Annotated in this window: 13 protein-coding genes; 8 read left to right on the top strand and 5 right to left on the bottom strand. The window is 49.4% G+C overall.

The genetic code is table 11. The features are described 5' to 3' along the window. Nucleotides 1-83 precede the first annotated feature (83 nt). Complete coding sequence (locus FXO21_RS18840; RefSeq protein WP_149641535.1) at nt 84-536, bottom strand: ferritin-like domain-containing protein; 453 nt, start codon at nt 534-536, stop codon at nt 84-86. A gap of 374 nt (nt 537-910) precedes the next feature. Here FXO21_RS18840 and FXO21_RS18835 point away from each other — a divergent pair, with 374 nt between their 5' ends. The 5 genes from FXO21_RS18835 to FXO21_RS18815 all read left to right on the top strand — a co-directional run bounded on the left by FXO21_RS18835 (nt 911) and on the right by FXO21_RS18815 (nt 7,714). Next, a complete protein-coding gene (locus tag FXO21_RS18835; protein ID WP_149641534.1) occupies nt 911-3,931 on the top strand; it encodes a ligand-binding sensor domain-containing protein in 3,021 nt (1,006 codons plus the stop codon). 87 nt (nt 3,932-4,018) lie between these two features. Beyond that, nucleotides 4,019-4,648 (top strand): response regulator transcription factor, encoded by a 630-nt coding sequence (locus tag FXO21_RS18830; protein ID WP_149641533.1) that lies wholly within the window; start codon nt 4,019-4,021, stop codon nt 4,646-4,648. A 122-nt stretch (nt 4,649-4,770) separates the two neighbouring features. After that, complete coding sequence (locus tag FXO21_RS18825; RefSeq protein ID WP_149641532.1) at nt 4,771-5,955, top strand: hypothetical protein; 1,185 nt, start codon at nt 4,771-4,773, stop codon at nt 5,953-5,955. A 33-nt stretch (nt 5,956-5,988) separates the two neighbouring features. Beyond that, a complete protein-coding gene (locus FXO21_RS18820) occupies nt 5,989-7,101 on the top strand; it encodes a serine hydrolase domain-containing protein (protein ID WP_149641531.1) in 1,113 nt (370 codons plus the stop codon). A gap of 13 nt (nt 7,102-7,114) precedes the next feature. Next, nucleotides 7,115-7,714, top strand: coding sequence for a hypothetical protein (locus FXO21_RS18815; RefSeq protein WP_149641530.1), 600 nt, complete (start codon nt 7,115-7,117; stop codon nt 7,712-7,714). Between the two features lie 88 nt (nt 7,715-7,802). Here FXO21_RS18815 and FXO21_RS18810 read toward each other — a convergent pair whose 3' ends face one another. Together FXO21_RS18810 and FXO21_RS18805 are read right to left on the bottom strand one after the other, a co-directional pair. Further along, a complete protein-coding gene (locus FXO21_RS18810) occupies nt 7,803-9,182 on the bottom strand; it encodes a Gfo/Idh/MocA family protein (RefSeq protein ID WP_149641529.1) in 1,380 nt (459 codons plus the stop codon). A 290-nt stretch (nt 9,183-9,472) separates the two neighbouring features. Next, complete coding sequence (locus FXO21_RS18805) at nt 9,473-10,060, bottom strand: RNA polymerase sigma-70 factor (protein WP_149641528.1); 588 nt, start codon at nt 10,058-10,060, stop codon at nt 9,473-9,475. A gap of 155 nt (nt 10,061-10,215) precedes the next feature. On the opposite strand from FXO21_RS18805, the gene FXO21_RS18800 reads away from it, so the two are divergent. The 3 genes from FXO21_RS18800 to FXO21_RS18790 all read left to right on the top strand — a co-directional run bounded on the left by FXO21_RS18800 (nt 10,216) and on the right by FXO21_RS18790 (nt 16,336). After that, nucleotides 10,216-11,187 carry a FecR family protein gene (locus tag FXO21_RS18800; protein WP_149641527.1) on the top strand — a complete coding sequence of 324 codons (972 nt, stop codon included), beginning with the start codon at nt 10,216-10,218 and terminating at the stop codon, nt 11,185-11,187. A gap of 85 nt (nt 11,188-11,272) precedes the next feature. Next, nucleotides 11,273-14,830: a SusC/RagA family TonB-linked outer membrane protein gene (locus FXO21_RS18795; RefSeq protein ID WP_149641526.1), complete on the top strand. Its 3,558-nt coding sequence runs from the start codon at nt 11,273-11,275 to the stop codon at nt 14,828-14,830. Between the two features lie 54 nt (nt 14,831-14,884). Continuing rightward, nucleotides 14,885-16,336 (top strand): RagB/SusD family nutrient uptake outer membrane protein, encoded by a 1,452-nt coding sequence (locus FXO21_RS18790; RefSeq protein ID WP_149641525.1) that lies wholly within the window; start codon nt 14,885-14,887, stop codon nt 16,334-16,336. Nucleotides 16,337-16,510: 174 nt separating this feature from the next. Here FXO21_RS18790 and FXO21_RS18785 read toward each other — a convergent pair whose 3' ends face one another. Together FXO21_RS18785 and FXO21_RS18780 are read right to left on the bottom strand one after the other, a co-directional pair. After that, nucleotides 16,511-17,488 (bottom strand): glycoside hydrolase family 43 protein, encoded by a 978-nt coding sequence (locus tag FXO21_RS18785; RefSeq protein WP_149641524.1) that lies wholly within the window; start codon nt 17,486-17,488, stop codon nt 16,511-16,513. A gap of 826 nt (nt 17,489-18,314) precedes the next feature. Further along, on the bottom strand, nt 18,315-18,599 hold the full coding sequence (locus FXO21_RS18780) for a hypothetical protein (RefSeq protein WP_149641523.1): 285 nt from the start codon (nt 18,597-18,599) through the stop codon (nt 18,315-18,317). Between the last annotated feature and the right edge of the window lie 212 nt (nt 18,600-18,811).

Below are 18,811 nucleotides of genomic sequence, written 5' to 3'. Positions count from 1 at the left end.
GGTTTTCCGGCCATTTTTCAACCCGGTTTAAAACAAAAAAAGCTGCATCCCGAGAGAAGCAGCTTTGGTATTAGTCTTCAATGTTAGGCTTTGGCCGTATCCCGCAAGGCTTTGACCCTGTCATGCGCCGCATTGATGCCTTGCGCCTGGCTGCTAACAATTTCCCGTGCCTGATAAGGCAGGCCGTTGTCATTGAGCGCGTCCTGATAAGCTTTTTTAATCGCATCTTCGCCACGCTCAGCTTCTGAGAGAATACTTGCACGGTCGCTGCCGCCAAACAGCGATTTCACATCGATCCATGCCCTGTGCAAGGCTCCGCTAACACTTTTATCTTCTTCCAGATGCGGCGCAGTGCCGGCAATAGCAGAAAGTTCCTGCACGTTTTTTCGGCTTTGTTGCGCGTATTCCGCAAAAATCGCTTTCAAGTCAACATTTTCATCATTGATATCCTCAATCACTTTCTCAAAGCCAGCTACGCGGTCATTGTTAATCTCGATCAGATCCCTGATAACACCGCTTACATTTTCAGTTGCCATATTGTTCTTAGTTTGTTTGTTGACAGCTTGTACCAATATCGTGCCGGGAAATCCGATTTGAGTTCTGGCGTAAAAGAACGGCATCGGATATTACTGCCGGCGAATCCGACCGCTCGTGGCCCAGGTCGATCCCACATGTTGATCCCTTCCCGGCTAAAAGACCATTGAATGTACCAGCAGTTTGTTTTTAGCCGGTTTGAACATCCCTAACTGGTTTGTATTGACTATACGCTATCCAACGCCGGGAAATAAACGGCCACAAATGGCCAGCAAAAGACAACTGTAGACAACCCTCTATCAGACCGTAAGCTTTTCTTTATATTTTCACACATCTAAACAATTCTCGATACAGGACAGTCAACCAACTTTGTTAAATGATTTCCAGGGCCTTCCTCATTCTGCTTCTCATTCAGGCTAGCTGGGCTTGCTACGGGCAGAATTACATTTTCAACCGGTTGTCAATCGGGGAAGGCTTGCTTTCCAACCAAATCCTGTGTACCTGGCAGGACAAAACAGGTTACCTTTGGATCGGCTCACAAAGCGGCCTGCAGCGTTTTGACGGGAACAATATGCGGGTTGTCCTGCGCGAACGCGTGGACCAGATGCTGGCTGATGGGGACGGCAGGCTCTGGGTCAGGTCCGGCAGCAAAGTAGGGATATGCAATGCCGAAAATTTTTCCTTTCAAAATATAGCATACGAGGGAAATAAGGAGGTATACGGCCCTTTCAAGATCTGGCTGAGGAAAGATGATGCCGGAAAAATATTCCTGGTACATATCGGAAAGAACCATCAATACTTCGATCCGGAGAAAAATGAGTTTTCCAGGACAAATAATCCCGCCCAGCTACCCGATTCCCTTCAAATCACCGACATTGTGCCCGACCCGAAAATGGGCAGGTACTGGGTTTTGTCAAAAAATGATTTTGGTTTTTGGGACAAAAAAAGCAAAACCTATTATTCCCGGTCGCGCAATCCGCTGAATGACCCGCTACTCCGCAGCAAACAGGTCCCGCCGGTCATTTCCCGAATGCACATCGACAACAAGAACCTTTACTGGATGGTCTCAGCCGGGCCTTCCCGCACGCAGTTCCTTTGTTTTGACAGAAAGAAAGGAATTTTTACTGCCGATACGATGGGCATGAACAATCCCGACGGCAGCCACTTTTTTGAAGTATATGGCTTTGGAAATTACGAAGACTCGATCACCATTGCCTACGGACACAACTACTTCCGCGGCCATCACGGCCAATCGTTTATAGATCTGCGCTCGCCGGCCAATAATCCGTACGGTATACATTTCAATGCCATTTCCGGGATTTTTGAAGATCGGGAAGGCATTTTGTGGGTTGCTACTGACAATGGCCTGTACTACACCAGGGGAAACAAAAACCAGTATACACACATTATGTTCAGTCAGGAGAAACAATCCGGGGTGATCAGCAGCCTGCTCTCTGACAGGCAAAACCGCCTCTGGATCGGGACGTGGGGCCGGGGGACTTACCTGCTGCGCAATGAATTTAATGACCCGCAAATTGGCCCGGTCCCAGCATTAGCCCGGCTGGGTGAGGCCACCCGGCGTGTACTGTCGATTTGTGAAGACAATGCAGGAAACGTCTGGGTGGGTTTTGATCGAGGACGACTGGCACGCTACGCGCCGCAGGCCGAAACGGCCACACTATTCAATCCGAAACAATTTCAGGACAGCGACGTCCGTCAGATTGTGAAGGATACAAAAGGCACCATTTGGGTGGGCCTGGCGAATGGAAATATCTTTTCTTTTGACCCAAAACAACCCTTTGCAGAAAAGCAGCTCCTGCCAAAACAAGCACTCGGAGGGGCTGTGAGCAGGATGGTTCTGATGCCCGGCGACAAGCTTTGGGTGGCAGTAACAGGAAAGGGCCTTTACGTGATCGACACCCGGAATGCGGCGGTATTAAAAGCTATTAACATTTCAAAAACCGGATCCAGCCACATCGTGGGACTCAGGGATATCCTCGCCGTCAACGATACAATGGTGCTGGTTTGTGGGGAAAAATTAGGAGTCATCAACCCGAAAACCTACACCGCTCATTTCGACCTCATTCCGGACGGAGAATTATCCGGGACGCAATATGCCATGCAAAAGGACGCCTTTGGGAAAGTCTGGATCGGGGGCAGCAGCGGCATTTATAAACTCGATCCGCTTGCCAGGACACTCACCAAATACGCCCAGCAGGACGGTCTGCTCACCATTCATAATAACAGTTACGTACCCGAACGCAGCACCGCGCTCGCAAATGGGCGGCTGGCATTCGGCGGCAACCAGCATCTGGTCATTTTTGATCCCGGAGAGTATAAAACCGCCGTGCGCCCACCCGAAGTAACGATCACCGGTTTTCAGTTAAACAACCGGTTTTTATCCGTCGATTCGCTGCTCCGGCTCGGAACCACGCATTTGCCCTACACGCACAACAGCTTCCGAATTGATTTTGCAGCCCTCAGTTTTGCCCATCGGGAAAGGATTTTGTACGAATATAAAATGGAAGGCCTCGATGAAAACTGGTTGCAAGCCCCGGCGCGCGGACAGGTGAATTACAACTTCCTGCCACCCGGGCAATATCGTTTTCTGGTGAGAGCGAAAAATGAGCTGGGCGAATATTCTTCGAAAGTTACCCGTTTCGACTTGCGCATTCAGCCACCTTTCTGGCAAACGATCTGGTTTTATCTGCTGCTAGCCGTGGTTACCGCCTGCGTGCTTTTTTACCTGCACCGGCAGCGCGTCGAGAAATTGTTACATATCGAAAAGGTACGCAACCGCCTCGCCCGGGACCTGCACGACGACATGGGCTCCACGCTAAGTACAATTAATATCCTCAGCAACATTGCTTTACAACAAAAATCACTGGACGAAACAAAAAGCAAACAATATTTGAGCACGATCAGCCAGAGCACCCACCAGATGATGGACGCGATGGACGATATCGTGTGGAGTATCAACCCGGTGAACGACAGCATAGCCAAAATCGTAACCCGGATGAAAGAAACGGCCGGAAACATCCTCGAACCCAAGCAAATCGACTACCGCTTCGAGATCGACCCCGCGGTCCCAGAGCTGCATTTTTCGATGGAAGCGCGACGCGAGATTTTCCTGATCTTCAAGGAGGCGCTGAATAACATTGTGAAATATGCCGAATCCAGTCTCGTGGTAATTTCATTGGCAAAAAAAGGTACTCAGCTTACACTGCGCATTACGGACAATGGCGTGGGTTTCGAAATTCCGCAGGCAGGCAGTGCGGTCAGGGGAAATGGGCTGAAAAATATGCAGCTCCGCGCAGGGAATGTAAAGGGTACATTGACGGTCAGGTCGCAGCGCGGGGCGGGCACAAGCATTGAATTATTCATGCCGATCGCATAAATATGCGTTGTTCGGGAGTTGGCGGGCGATGATCTTTGCATTACCAAACGCTTCGGACCAGGAAGCAAAGCCATAACAACGAGAAATATGATACGCGTACTACTTTACGACGATGTGGAGCAATTCCGCGAAACGATGGCCCTGCTGCTCGACGGCACAGAGGAATTTGCTATTGTCGGGAAATTCGGGAACTGCGAAGATGCCGCTGCCGACGTGGCACTCCTCAAACCGGACGTGGTGCTGATGGACATTGATATGCCCGGTGCCAGCGGCATCGATGGCGTGCGGATGATCCGCAAGAGAAACCAGCAGGTCAAAATCATCATGCTCACCGTATTCGACGATAACCGTAACATTTACGATGCGATCCGCTTCGGCGCCAATGGTTATGTGTTAAAAAAAAGCAACCCCTCCGCCATTATCAGCGCGATCCGCGACGTGAACGAAGGCGGCGCGCCGATGAATTCATCTATTGCCACGCAGGTGCTTCAAATGTTTGCCGGCATGTCGCCAGGCGACGAAAACTACGGTCTTTCCGAAAAAGAAAAGGCAGTACTCAAATCGCTGGTCGACGGCAATAGCTATAAAATGGTGGCAGCTGCATTGAATATCTCCATTGACACCGTGCGGACCCACATCCGCAACATTTATGAAAAATTGCAGGTGAACTCCAAAAGCGAGGCCGTGGCCAAAGCCCTCAAAAACCGGATCGTGTAGCCTGCATACCCACTTCGTATAACCTGTTACGTTTATGCCCCCTGAAAAAAGGCAGACCGGCTTTGTTATGCCCAAAAAGTTAGTATCTGTTTTAAAAAGTCAGTTTCAAATTCATTTTAGCCATGAAAAAGTTAATCATCCTCATTACCTCCGCTTTACTGCTTTTCACCGCTTTTTCGTGTAAAAAAGATATTATCGAGCCGGATACCGACATTGAAAACCCTGTGGACACGACCGGCCAGGATGGCGGCCACACCCCGCCCGACTCCCTTGATTCCCAGGAGCCCCAGCCGCAACCGCCGTCGGACAAGCGGATCACGATCCGGCCGGTTATTAAAGTGGGGCAAATCGTGTACGACAGCATACCCGTCCAGCTGATCGTCCGCAGCTGGGATACGAAGAATGAAATGGATTACAAAATCTACTATTTACCTGGCCCCGACGACATTTATATCCCAGCCAAAGGCGCGCGTTTCCACTTCACGATCAACAAATGGGGAGGCCAGGCAGAGCGGACGTTCACGCAGGCAGAGTTGCAGGACAATGCCTCCTACACGATCGGTTTGCAGATTGAACCTAAAAAAATCAAATCCATCGTGGAGGTAAAAATTGTAGAGGGTAAAAACACGCCGCTCAGCAAAACCGATTATGAGTATGCAGCCAACGGCGACATTACCAAACGGACCATTTGGGGCAAGCGGGCGGATTTTAGCAATTATATTATGCAGACAGACTTGTTTGCCTACACCAATGGAGACATTACTTCCATTAAAAGCTACGACGAGGGTAATAAACCGGTTAAAACGCTGACCGCCCGCTACGATAACCAGCACCGCGTGGTGGCTTTGGAAGAAGTGAAAGGTTTGGAAAAAATCTCCGCAAAGGCCGGCTACTTTTTACTTGACACCTATTCCGGGAATCAGCAGGCTTACCGCATTGATGTACAGTACCATCTGGAAAATGGAAAGTATACTGACTATTATTCCCGGAAAATGGCAGCAGGACGCACGATCTACGACATTTATGCAAGTCATAACGGCGGTAATGAGGAAGGCTATTACGACTACGACAACAGCCTGAACCCCTACGCCCACCTAAGGCTACCCGAGCTGAACTTTTCCCAGCACGATATGCACAACAGGACTTTCCCAAGAAAGCATTACGGTCACGGGCGCCCGGAGTATGAACCTTACGATTACAAATACACCTATAATCCCGACGGCTATCCCAAAGAATTACTGACCAAATACCGGCACACCGGCAGTAAAATGGATGCCTATACGATGCGCACCGTTTTTACCTACTGATCTCCGCATTTCAGTTTAATATTTTTAAAAGCCATGAAAAATAAATTCCTGAGAGCCGGTAACCTGCTGGCTCTCACATTCACCGCGTTGCTTCCGCTGGCCTGCGAACGCTACGAACTTGCACCCGGCAGCACCGACGAGCTCGCCAATCAAGTCGCCGGACTGGTAGAGGCACGGACAAAAAAGCTGCCTTTTGAGGCGCCGGTTGCCTGGGCGATGGTGAGAAACGGCCAAACAGAAGCTGACTTTTTGCAGGGAAAAGAAACTCCCGAAACAGGTACGCCGGTATCAGACCGAAGCCTTTTCATTCTGGCCTCGACCACCAAACTTTTCACGAGTGTAATGGTGATGAAAGCTGTGGAGGAAGGCAAGCTGCGCCTCGCCGGCAAAGTTTCCGACTATCTTGAAAACCTCCCGGCTACCTGGCAGCCTGTAACCATCAGCCAGCTCCTCTCCCATTCCGACGGCATTCCGGATGTGCGCGAGAATGCGGGATACGCCGCATTGCCTCTCGAAACTACCGAAAATATGACCCGGGCGGGCTATCTATCCTACGCCGCTGAACTGCCGCTGCATTTTAACCCAGGTTCGCAATCGAGATACGGGCAGACTGGCTTTGTCCTCCTTTCGGTGATCCTGGAAAAGGTATACGGGAAATTGTACGAGGAAATATTGCGTACAAAAATCCTGTCGCCACTTCAAATGACTGACACGCATTTCATCACCCACCATACAGAGATCGGTATTTTCAAACCAAGGATTTTCGAGGCGGCCGATGGAGGTTTCAAGGCGGTCACACCCGATTATGTATATGCGGATTATGCTACGGCTGGCATGTGCAGCAGCCTGCGGGATATGGTCCGGTTCGTGGGTGCATTACAGACGAACCAATTATTGGATGCGCAGCGTTTGAAGCGGCTTTATACGCCGGTTAAAGGTCTGAAAGGATTTGCGCTGGGCTGGGAATACCGTTACGCAAACGGCGACTTAATGGCCGGGCACAGTGGCGGCTGGTCGGTGGTGGTGATGCACCTGCCCGAGAGCAATACCACAAGCATCTTCCTGTCCAGCGCCGCCGATGAATCGATCCTCGACGTAGGTTATCAGGTTGCCGAAAAAGTGAAACAATTCAATGATACACATTGATTTACAAAATATTATGAAATCCATTTTCACAATGCTAATCCTGGGCCTGTTGTCTGAACAAAGCATGGCCCAAGTCCAAAAACAACCCGGATTCCGCTGGTCGGTGCAGGCGGAGATCGTTACGCAAACTACGGGGACCTATGCCGAATCTTACAGAATCCCTCAGATCAGCACGCAATTTTCAGGAGGTTACGGCGGACAACTGGGTGTAGAATATCTTTATATCAACCGAAAAAGTGGCCAGATATTCCAGCAGATCATCATCCTGGGTTATGGTTCAAAAACAGAAACCGGCTGGGGTGCAGTTACTTATCTTGGTTATCGCTACCCGATTAAGCGGGCGTATGCGGGAGCAATGCTCGGTATCGGCTATTTAAACGCTGCATTTAGAAAAGGTCGGGAGTTGCAGGATGCCAACGGAGATTTTTTTTCAGAGCAATTCAAGATCGGCGGGCTAACCCCCAGTGCAGCAGTCGGCGCGGGTTATCGGATAGCAAATAGATATGATGTTTACTTGCGCTATTATCATCATTTCCAGCTGCAATCGGAGCTGAACAACGCCGCTTTTAGGTTACACCGAAATTTGAATCTTGGAATTGCAATAAAGATCTGACCTCTCAACTATCATTTCAAACAAGCCATGAAAATTGTAGATATGTGCTCATTTTCAAAAAAGATGATATCCAGAAAGTGCATCAAATTTAGAATAATCCTTTAATCTGCCAGCCTTTTCGGTAAACACGCCTTAAGTATTTGTCAGCGGCCGCGTTATTTGAAAACTTCATTTTTGATGCATTCCATTCCAGTAATTCATTAGGAGTGCGGAGGGCAACGGTGCCCAGCAAAATGGCCTCGGTCATCGGACCCGATTGCGCAAAATGAGACTCCGTCTTTTCTCCGCCAAGACAAGCATCTACAAAATGATGATAGTGATTTCTGCTTTCGAATTTTGGCATTGGTTTACCTGCAAATTTGCTTTCCGGTAAGCGAATGGGTGCATTTCCTCCATGCGGGATAAGCAGTGCACCTTCCGTGCCGACCAGCAATGCCGATTCAGCAGGATAATCTTCGACCGAGTACAATGCACGGATATTTTCGGGAGGATAAAAAGCACCATCGAACCATTCCAGCGTCAGTTCGTCTGACTCTGTGAAGTCATTTCCGGGGAAAACCCACGTGATATGATCTCCTTGGGGCCACGTATCTCCGCGTCTTTCCGGTGAGTCTTTCCAGGATTGCTGGACTTCGGCTATAACCGACTTTGGCGCCTTCAATCCCAGCCCTTTCCATACGGCATCAAAAATATGGCAACCAATGTCACCAGACCATCCTGTGCCAAAATCCTGCCATGCACGCCATTTTGCCTGGTGATAAATGCCAGGCGTGTAGTCGCGCACAGGCGCTGTTCCCAGCCAAAGATCCCAGTTCAGATTGGCAGGAGGCTGTTGTCCCTGCGCGGGCCTTGGCCCTACCAGCCGGTAAGTGTCAATGGCACCGGGGCGGTTGGAACAAAGGTATACATGTTTGATCTTACCAATTGTTTTGTCCTTAATGAGCTGAACCGCAGTTCGATCACAGGAAGTGGATGCCACCTGCGTGCCGAGCTGGGTTACAACACCCGCTTTTATAGCAATTTCTGTAAGCAGCCTTACCTCGGCCACATCGTGGCACATTGGTTTTTGGCAATACACATGTTTCCCCGCTTTAATGGCCTGATATGCTGCCGAAAAATGCGTATGATCCGGAACGGACACATTCACGGATTGTATATTATTTTTTTCCTTAACCAGCAGCTCGCGCCAGTCACTGTAAACCCGCGCATGTGGAACCAGTTCAGATGCTTTTTTAAGAATATCCGCATCCACATCACATATAGCAGTAATGTTCACATTCGGATGCTGGATGAAATTCCCAAGGTCGTGTGCACCCATTCCGCCGACGCCTATGCAGGCATGGTTCAGTTTGCCTGCCTTTAATCCGGAAGCTGGTGCTGATATTCCGAAAAGAAGCGGTGAGGTAAATGCAGCGGCAGACGTCATCAAGAAGTCCCGGCGCGATACGGATTTGATCTGGCCTTTCATCTATTTGGGTTTAGGAATAATTTGTGAGCTTCACTTTATCTTCAAAGCACTGTTATAATGAGATATACGCTACTAATCCTCAATTCCGTCGAAGTTCCATGTCGCTTGCCCGCCTGCTCTGGTAAGAAACTTTTTCTGGAACAGACGTAGCTTTTTCTTTTTTTAGGACGAGACTCAAATCGTGATGTTCAGACAAGGTTCTTTCTCGATCAATGTAAACTAGATTGAGAAAAAATTACGAGGTTTCATCTAAATTTTGGCAGGCAACCAGCGGTGCCCAAATTGCCATATTAACCCAACATCTGGCAAACATAAATTAACAAAACAAAGTCCTTCAGACGGAACCGGAGTATTCGCAGCGCTCGGGTGAGGTGATATTCGACGGCTTTGGATGAAACATTTAACCGGCCGGCGATCTCATTGAGCGACAGGTACTCCTGCCGGCTCATTCGGAAAACGGCCTGGGCGGGTTGCGGAAGTTCGTCGACGGCTTCGGCCAGCTGTGATTGGAGCTCCTGAAAGTCAAGTGTTTCGTCGGTTAGATAATTGGCTTCGGTGCTTTGACTGAGTATCTCTTCGTGCACACGCTGCCGCACCTGCTGTTTGTCGATATAATCATAAACCTGATGACGGATCGCCTTATACAGGTACGCCTGTAAAGATGAGTGAATATTGATCTGGTCCCGTTTCAGCCAAAGCCTGGTAAACAATTCCTGCACCATCTCTTCGGCCACCATCCGGTCGCGCACGTGATTGTAGGCAACCGCGTACAAAGGCGACCAATATTGCTGATAAATGCGCTTGAACATCGCCTCGCTGCCAGCTTTCAGGCCGGCTAGCAACTCATTTTGATCTGGCGATGAAGAGGGAAGCTGCATGAATTGTCGAAGTGGGTCTCCTACGAAAAAGTCTAACAATATTAAGTATTATCCTAACCAGACCGACAAACGGGGGTGACATTTTTATTTTTTTGAACGAAACAAAGATTTTTTTTCGGAGATGTTTAGGGAGTCGGTTTGGTGGACCGTCATACATGCAAACGAACAAACATTATATGCACCCGAAGCAACTACGCTACCTGATCCGCCGCTACCAAGAGGGTACCGCTACCAGTCAAGAACGCGCGCTGCTGGAACAGCATTGGAAAGATATGCTGGGTCATGAAGCGGCCGACGGTCTTTCCGAATCCCAGCGATCCGCGCAGCAGGAGGAAATTTTTAAAAACATCGTGTCGTCTGTGCAAAAACAGGAGCCTGGCGCATTCCGGGCGAGTCGGCCGCTGTTCCGCAACCGCTGGATCGCAGTCGCCGCCAGCCTGACGGGAATACTGCTCTTGCTCGCCACAGCCCGGCTCTGGTTGATGCATTCGGGACCGCTGGAATATGAAACCGCCTACGGAGAACGAAAGCACATCGTGCTGCCGGAAGGTTCGGAAGTGTGGCTCAACGGACATTCGACGCTGCGGTACACGCTGGATTCACTGGGTAGCAGGCAGGTCTGGCTCGACGGGGAAGCGCAGTTTTCGGTAAAACACACGGCCAATCATAACAAGTTTGTGGTACACATGGCCAACCAGCTGGCTGTGGAAGTGTTGGGGACCGTTTTCAATGTTGTGAACAGGCACGGAGATGTGAACGTGGTACTACGGTCGGGTGCGGTGCGGGTGGTGGATCAGTCGCACGTTTCGCCCGACGTCCTGCTCAAACCAAATGAAATGATCAGCCGCAGCCGTTCGAAACCCGTTCTCGCCAAGGCTGTGGTTCAAGCCCAGCCCCGGCTCGGCTGGAAAGATGGCGCAATGTATGTTGAAAACAAGCCTTTGGGTGAAATATTCGACTGGATTCAGGACACTTACGGCATTACTGTTCAGTGTCCGCCGGCTTTCAGGGATGAAACATTTGCCGGCACCATTCCAACGGACTCCATTGATTCCTACTTCCGAATGATTGCAAAACTCTATCAGGTAGAAGTCAGCAAGGACGGCCAAAACTACCGGATCAAATAAAAATATCCACCTGCGCTTCCGTCCCCGCCAAGGTAAAAAGCAACAGGTGGCTTTACTTAATCCAAACCCCAAATTTAGGATACCAATGAAGAAAAACTTACTGTTTTGTAGCAGCTGGCTCATTTTTAGTGCCGGAGTGCTGACACATTCTTACGCTCGCGCCCAACTGGTGGCCCATGCCCATAGAGATGTCCAGGAAGCAACCACACAGCCTGGCAAACCTGCCACGGTGGCCCTGCCTCAATTTTTGAAAAGTTTATCGACAAGATATGGGGTGGCGTTCAATTACAATTACCGGCAGATGAGCCAGAAAATGGTGGACGCCTCGATCCTCGAACGCCGGACGGACAAGCTGGAAACTCTTCTGGCCGCAGCCCTCGCGCCGCATGACCTGATTTTTGAACAATTCGAAAACAAGTCGTACATGATCTATGCCCGCCCAGCGCAGGCACCTTCGCCGGGCAACACCTCAGTGCCGGATCAAAACCAGCCGTCGCCGACAAGTATGACCGACCAGGCACCGACAATCAAAGTGGACCGGTCGGTGAGCGGAGTGGTGAAAGACGAAAAAGGCGAAGTTCTCCCCGGTGTAAGTGTAGTTGTAAAAGGCTCCCAGCGCGGTACGAGTACCAATATCGACGGCACGTATCAATTATCTGTTCCGGACGGCCCGTCGACATTGATTTTCAGCTTTGTCGGTTACGTGCCTCAGGAGAAAAACATTGAAAATGAGACAACCATCGACATTACGCTCCAAACAGACACCAAGGCACTGGAAGAAGTGGTGGTGGTAGGTTACGGTACCCAGAAAAGAGCGGACGTGACTGCGGCGATTTCCTCGGTACCAATGAGCGAGCTACGCGATATGCCCGTATCGAACGTGGCGACCGCTCTTCAGGGGAAAATACCCGGGGTGGTGGTTCAGCAAAACAGCGGAACTCCGGGCAGTACGCCCGCCATCAAAGTCCGTGGTTTCGGGTCGATCAGCGCTGGTAATGCGCCTTTGATCGTGATCGACGGCAATATTGTGAATGCCAGTATTTTCAGCAATCTGAATCCCAACGACATTGAAAGCATGGATGTGCTGAAAGATGCTTCGTCGACGGCGATATATGGATCGAAAGGTTCAAACGGGGTAATTTTGGTTACTACAAAGCAGGGAAAAAGCGGCAAGCCCAGCGTGAATCTGGACGTGTTCACTGGTTTTCAGCAGGTCAGTAAAAAACTCGACCTGATCAATTCGCAGCAGTTTGCCGAATTCGGGAAAGATGCCTCCAACAATGCTTATCTGGACAATGTGCCCGGCGCCAATATCAGCGATCCCAACAGCGCGCGCCCGACCGATTACCTGCGCTACCGCTACCCGAGAGGCGAAGTGTTTGACTGGCTCAACTTCGACGACCCGGCGAGAGTAGCGGCCCTTCCTTATACCGATTATCAGGACGAAATTTTCCGCACCGCCAAAATGAGCAGCTACCAGCTTTCAGCTTCGGGCGGAACAGATAAAGCGCGGTACAGCATCAGCGGCGGCTATTTAACGCAGGACGGCGTGATCCGCCGGTCAGCGATGGACCGGTACACCATGCGTGCCAATGTAGAGGTAAATGTGCTTCCTAATCTGAAAATCGGTTTGAATATAAACCCTTCGTACCGGGCCCAGCAAGAAGTGCGCGATGCCGGGCACTGGGCTGAAAATGCCGTGGTCAATGCCGCACTTTCGGTGATGCCGATGGTGCCGATTTATGCGGCGGATGGTTCCTATACTTCTCAAACTGCATTTGCTGCACCGTACAACTACCCGGGTATTACCAACCCGGTGGCCAATATCACGGAATACAACAGCCGTTACCTGACCACCAATTTGCTGGGCAATACCTATGCAGAACTCAAACTTTTCAAGGATTTCACCTATCGTGTCACGGGCAATGTAAACTTCACCGGCAACCGCCGCAATGCGTACCGGACATCCCGAATGCCGCTGAACCAGATTCTGCCTCCATCGGTCTCTACCGGAACCGCCTACTCTGACCAGTCGCTGAGCTGGCTTTTCAACCAGACTTTGAATTACAGCAAATCGCTTAATGACATGCATAATTTCGATGTGCTGATCGGGATGGAGTCGACTAAATTCCAGTTCCAGGACAGTCAGGGAACCGGCAGCTCCTACCCTAACGATGTTGTGGAAACACTGAACGGAAGCGCCAGCGGCACCACCACTACCGCGGTTTCATCGCGTCTTGAGAATGCATCAGAGTCTTATTTTGCGCGGGCTAATTATAATTTCAAAGGAAAATACCTTGTCAATGTATCCGTACGCCGCGATGGTTCTTCCATTTTCGGATCTGAAAATCGCTGGGGAACATTCCCTGCGGGATCGTTGGGATGGAGGATCAGTGAGGAGAATTTTGTAAAAAGCATTGCCGCCGTTTCGGAAGCAAAACTGCGCGTGAGCTATGGCTTGGCGGGGAACAATGCATTTACCAACAACTACCCCTACGTAGCAACGCTCCGCTCCGACAATTACAGCTTTAACAACTCGCTGGTCAATGGTCTTGCGCCTTCGTCGCTGGCTAACCCGCAGCTCGGCTGGGAACGCAGCCAGCAACTGGATGCCGGTATCGATCTCGGCTTGTTTGGCAACCGGGTTTTCCTGATAGTCGATTACTACCAGCGCATTACGAAAGACCTGTTGCTTTCCGTTAATGTGCCTACCGTCACAGGTTTTGGTACAGCCGTGAAAAACATTGGTAAAATGCAGAACAGGGGCTGGGAATTCGCATTGAACACCCGTAACCTGACCAAAGCGTTTGTCTGGAACACGAGTCTGAACCTTTCTTTAAACCGTAACAAGGTACTGGCACTCGGACCAACGGGCGATCCGATCCGCAGCGCGAGCGGCGTGGGCGAAACAAATATTACACAAATCGGCTCTCCGATCGGAAGCTTTTTCGGGTTCAAACAAATCGGGGTGTTCAGAGATCAGGCCGACCTCGACAGCCATCCGCATGATCCTACTTCCAGACCGGGGGACGTGAAATACGAGGATGTCAACGGCGACGGCAAAATCGACGCGAACGACAGGATGATCATCGGTAACAATCAGCCCGACTTCATTTACGGCATTACCAACATATTCACTTACAAAGGCTTTGACCTGAACATTGCCATTCAGGGATCGCAGGGCGGAGAAATCCTGAACCTGAGCCGACGGTTTTTCGAAAACCTGGAAGGAAATGCTAACCAGCTCAGCACGGTACTGACCAGATGGCGCTCGCCGCAAGACCCCGGCGACGGCGTGACGCCCCGCGCGAATGCACGTACCACGGGTAACAACAATGCCATTTCAACGCGCTGGATAGAAGACTGTTCTTACCTGCGCATTCAGAATGTCAGCCTGGGTTACCAGCTTCCGGCGGCACTGATAAGCAAGGCCAAATTGCAGCAGGTGCGGATTTATGCTTCGGCCCAAAACCTGTTCACATTTACCAAGTACCTGAACTACAACCCGGAAGTAAGTAACTATGAGTCGGCCTCAACCGCCATCACTGGGACCCCACCTCCAGGACCGCTGGCAGCCGGTGTAGACTACGGATCATATCCCCTGGCGAGAACCTTTACATTGGGTATCAACCTGGGATTCTGATCCAAAAATGCTGATGTCCCAGAAAACGGGATTTTACTAAAAACCTTGAAGACAATGAAAACAATAAGACCATACATTTTCCTGGCCGCCACTGCCCTGCTTACCTCGTGCAGTGATAGCTTCCTGGAACTCGCGCCGATCTCGACGCCCACAAGTGACAACTTTTACAAAACGGCCGACGATTTCCGGAACGCCCTGAATGGCGGGTACGCTGGTTTGCAGGCTGGCGGACTCGCAGGCAACAGCTACATATTCGGTGAAATTGCCTCTGACAACACGGTGGCCGTAGCCTCAGGATCGGTGACCGACCAGGATGAATTTGACCGGTTTTATATCCGGACAACCAACCCTTTCATCTCCGGCCGCTGGAACGACGCTTACAATGTCATCGCCAGATATAATACGATCCTCGTGAGAATCGGCGGCGTCACGATGGATGAAAACCTGAAAAACAGATACATTGCCGAAACGAAGTTTTTGCGCGCGGTGGTTTATTTTACACTCGTACAAACCTTTGGCGACGTCCCGCTGATCCTGGAACCCGTCGCCAATCCCGACGAAGGCTACTCTTTTGGGCGCGCGCCCAAGGCCGAGGTGTATGCACAAATAGAAAAAGATCTGACCGAAGCAGAGGCAGTTTTGCCGACTACCTATGCGGCCGCCGACCTCGGTCGGGCCACAAAGGGGGCTGCCAAGGCGTATCTCGGCAAGGTATACCTGACCCAGAGAAAGTTTGCGCCGGCAGCCGCGAAGCTGAAAGAGGTCATTGACCTTGGTGTGTACACGCTGCTTCCCTACTATGCCGATGTTTTCAGAGTGGCTAATAAGAACAATAAGGAATCGGTGTTTGATGTGCAGTACAAATCCGGCGGCGCGGGTGAGGGAAATTCGTGGCCAAATTCGTTCGCACCACAAAATTCAGGCAATGCGGTGATCGCTTTCGGAGGCGACGGAAATAACCAGCCTACGCTCGACATCATTAATGCATATGAAGCGGGCGACCTGCGGAAAGATGTTTCTGTGGCGGCTTCGTACACCAATGCGGCCGGGCAGGTGATTCCGGACAGGTTTATCAAAAAGTACTACGACGTGCCCGTTGCCAAGGGAGACAATGGTAATAACATTCCGCTGATCCGCTATGCCGATGTGCTGCTGATGTATGCAGAAGCGTTGAACGAAAGTGCCTATCAGGCCAATGGAGACGCATTTACATACCTGAACATGGTACGTACCCGCGCCGGACTGCCGAATAAAACGGGTGCCAACGCGCCTACGCAGCAGGCACTTCGCCTGGCGATCGAACAGGAAAGGCGCGTAGAACTTGCTTTTGAAGGACACCGCTGGTTTGACCTAGTTCGCACTAACCGCGCGATACCTGTTTTAAACAGCAAAAAGGAGCAGATCAGACTGGTGAATGAGCTCACAGAAAAGAACCTGGTGTTCCCGATCCCGCAAAGTCAGATCGACATTAACCGCGATAAGATTCAGCAGAATCCTGGTTACTGATCTCTAAATTCAAAAAGAAAGGCGGCAGATGTAACTATAAAAATGCCCGCAAAAAGTTTCCAACTTTTTGCGGGCATTTTTATAGAATATTCCCATTTCACCAGACACTGAGCTGGTGAAATTAATCCAGAAGAATGACCCACGAGTTAAATTCTATATTATGATAGCCTAGCCTCATCTATCGCTCAAGACAGGTACGATCACCTCTTTTGCTTTGACACTAAAAGAATAAACACCTGCTTTTTCGTCCCATTGTTTGACGACGGGTACAATGCGCGTCCTGCGCGGGCCTACTTTGTCAGGTGCATTGTGAATATGATATACATAATACAATTGTTTGTCCACTCCTTCAAAAAGGTCACCATGCCCTGAGCCGTTCTCCCCGACTATGGAGCGATGAATGATTGGGTTATTCTCATATTTTGCCCAGGGCCCGTAAGGCGAATCGGCCACGGCATAGCCGATCGCATAATCGATGTTCTGGAAATGGTTTGCCGAATAAAACATATAATATTTATTCTTCAGTTTTACGACGGTAGGCCCCTCCATAATGGGTGCTGATTGGTAATTAGGCGTTGCCTCCCAAGGTTCTGTCTGGTCAAAACACCTTCTCAGGGTCTGGGGTGATATCTTTCCGGTTTTGATGTCAAATTCGGCCACATACAAGTAATTGCCTTTGTCGAAGCGGACAGAATAGAGGTAATATTTACCATCGGTATCCTTGAAAATATATGAATCGATATTTTTGTCGGACCCGTCAATTGGCCCTACTTCCTTTTGCCTGTATGGCCCCAGTAACGATTTCGACTCAGCCAATGCCGTTTGTTCATCGGCCGTATAGGTAATGTAATAAGTGCCTTTGTCCTTGAATATCTGAGGTGCCCAGAAACCTTTGGTGCCGAAGGTATGGTCGCCCTCAGTAAGGATCATGCCCAACGAACCCTTTGACCTTGCAGGCACTGACCAGGTTTTTAAGTCCTTTGATTCTAAAAAAGCAAATCCCTGAGGCCCTCCGCCTTTTGACCCGGTAAGGTAGTACTTGCCTCCTTCAACGTAGATGGTCACGTCAGCAAAAAAGATCTCCTGTCTTGTCTGTGCCGATGCTTTAAGCCCGCCGAATAAAAGGATAAAATAAATAGGGATTGATTTCATTTCAGGTGTTGTCGATTTCAAAATTCCGGCCATAGATATTGAGGAAGGTAACTGCAAATTAAACTATTTCTAATGAGCAGAAAATTCCCGGAGGGGGTTGTAAAACTTCCGGGCCGGCGAGCCTCGCATGTTTCGGTTAACCTTCAATTGCCTAACCGAAAATAGAATTGTCATACTTGCTTCCATTTTTGTTTAAATCTAAAAATCACTTCCCCAAAAATCAAGATGTCCATTCCGTGTACATCTAGTCAAAATACCGTCAATTAGACGACCATAAGGGATGAATTCGGGACCGAAAATGCTCTCGGGATTCAGTCCCTAATTAGTCCGCCGGCTCTAGCTGCGAAATCTGCGGAAACAAAAAAGCCCGCAAATCAATTTTGCGGGCTTTTGGAACGTTTTGCAATTGATATTTGTGGAGATGCAGGGAGTCGAACCTCCCTCATATTTCGCTAAATATCAATAATTTACAAAAGCTTAAAGAGCCTGCTCACCGAATAGCTCACTTAATTCTGTTAGCTACATTATGTAGTAAAGTTAAGGAAATATATTGTTCCCAGCATATTTTATAATGGAAGATAACAATATCAATACGGCGTCAATCAGATGCAGCGAATCTAATAGAACCACTACATGTTACTGTTCGCTAAAGCACCCAAGTTCTATACGTTAGAAAAGGCGGCTGTCTCAAATCCAGCTGCTTTTTCTAACATATAGTTATAGGGCTGTTGTTTTTTCAGCGCAGCAAATCCTAAACGCCCCTTGCCGCTTCCGGACTATCCTCTTAATTAATTTATTTAATTACTTCCCTTTTTAAATCGCATCGTTAAATATTCCCTCTCTTCCTAATTTTGCGTTCTGACCTTTTCCGGGATCGATCTCCCCTCGGCTTTCTGGCTTGTCGCACCCCTACTATGGACTCATCAGCTTTTTGAACGGTATCACCTACCCTTTCAGCTCTCTTTTCTGCTTGTCGTGAAGATCGTTCAATCTGCCTTTCTGCAGAATCAGTTGGACGTCGGACTTCATTTTCAGCTTTTTGAGCAGTTACCTTACTTGACGAAAATAAAAATCCGCCAAGCAAAATTGTAAAAATTATTGCCTTTTTCATCGTGATCTCAGTTAGATAAAGATTGTTGAACTGCTAATTCGCATTATTTGCTTTTTGCTAAGGAGTTAAAAAAATTATATGAAGCCAATTGTTGTCGAATTGATAGTTTTAAGCTAACGGAGATTGGACAACTCATCGCAATACCGAAAATGGATCGTAGATTGGTAAATTCATCTGAGAATTGTTTGCAGAGGTATCGATTGAACCTCTTC

Origin of the sequence: Dyadobacter sp. UC 10, from assembly GCF_008369915.1 — a bacterium.
Classification (GTDB): Bacteria; Bacteroidota; Bacteroidia; order Cytophagales; family Spirosomataceae; genus Dyadobacter.
The sequence above is the reverse complement of the archived record's forward strand: the minus strand, read 5'-3'. Positions and strand labels throughout refer to the sequence as shown.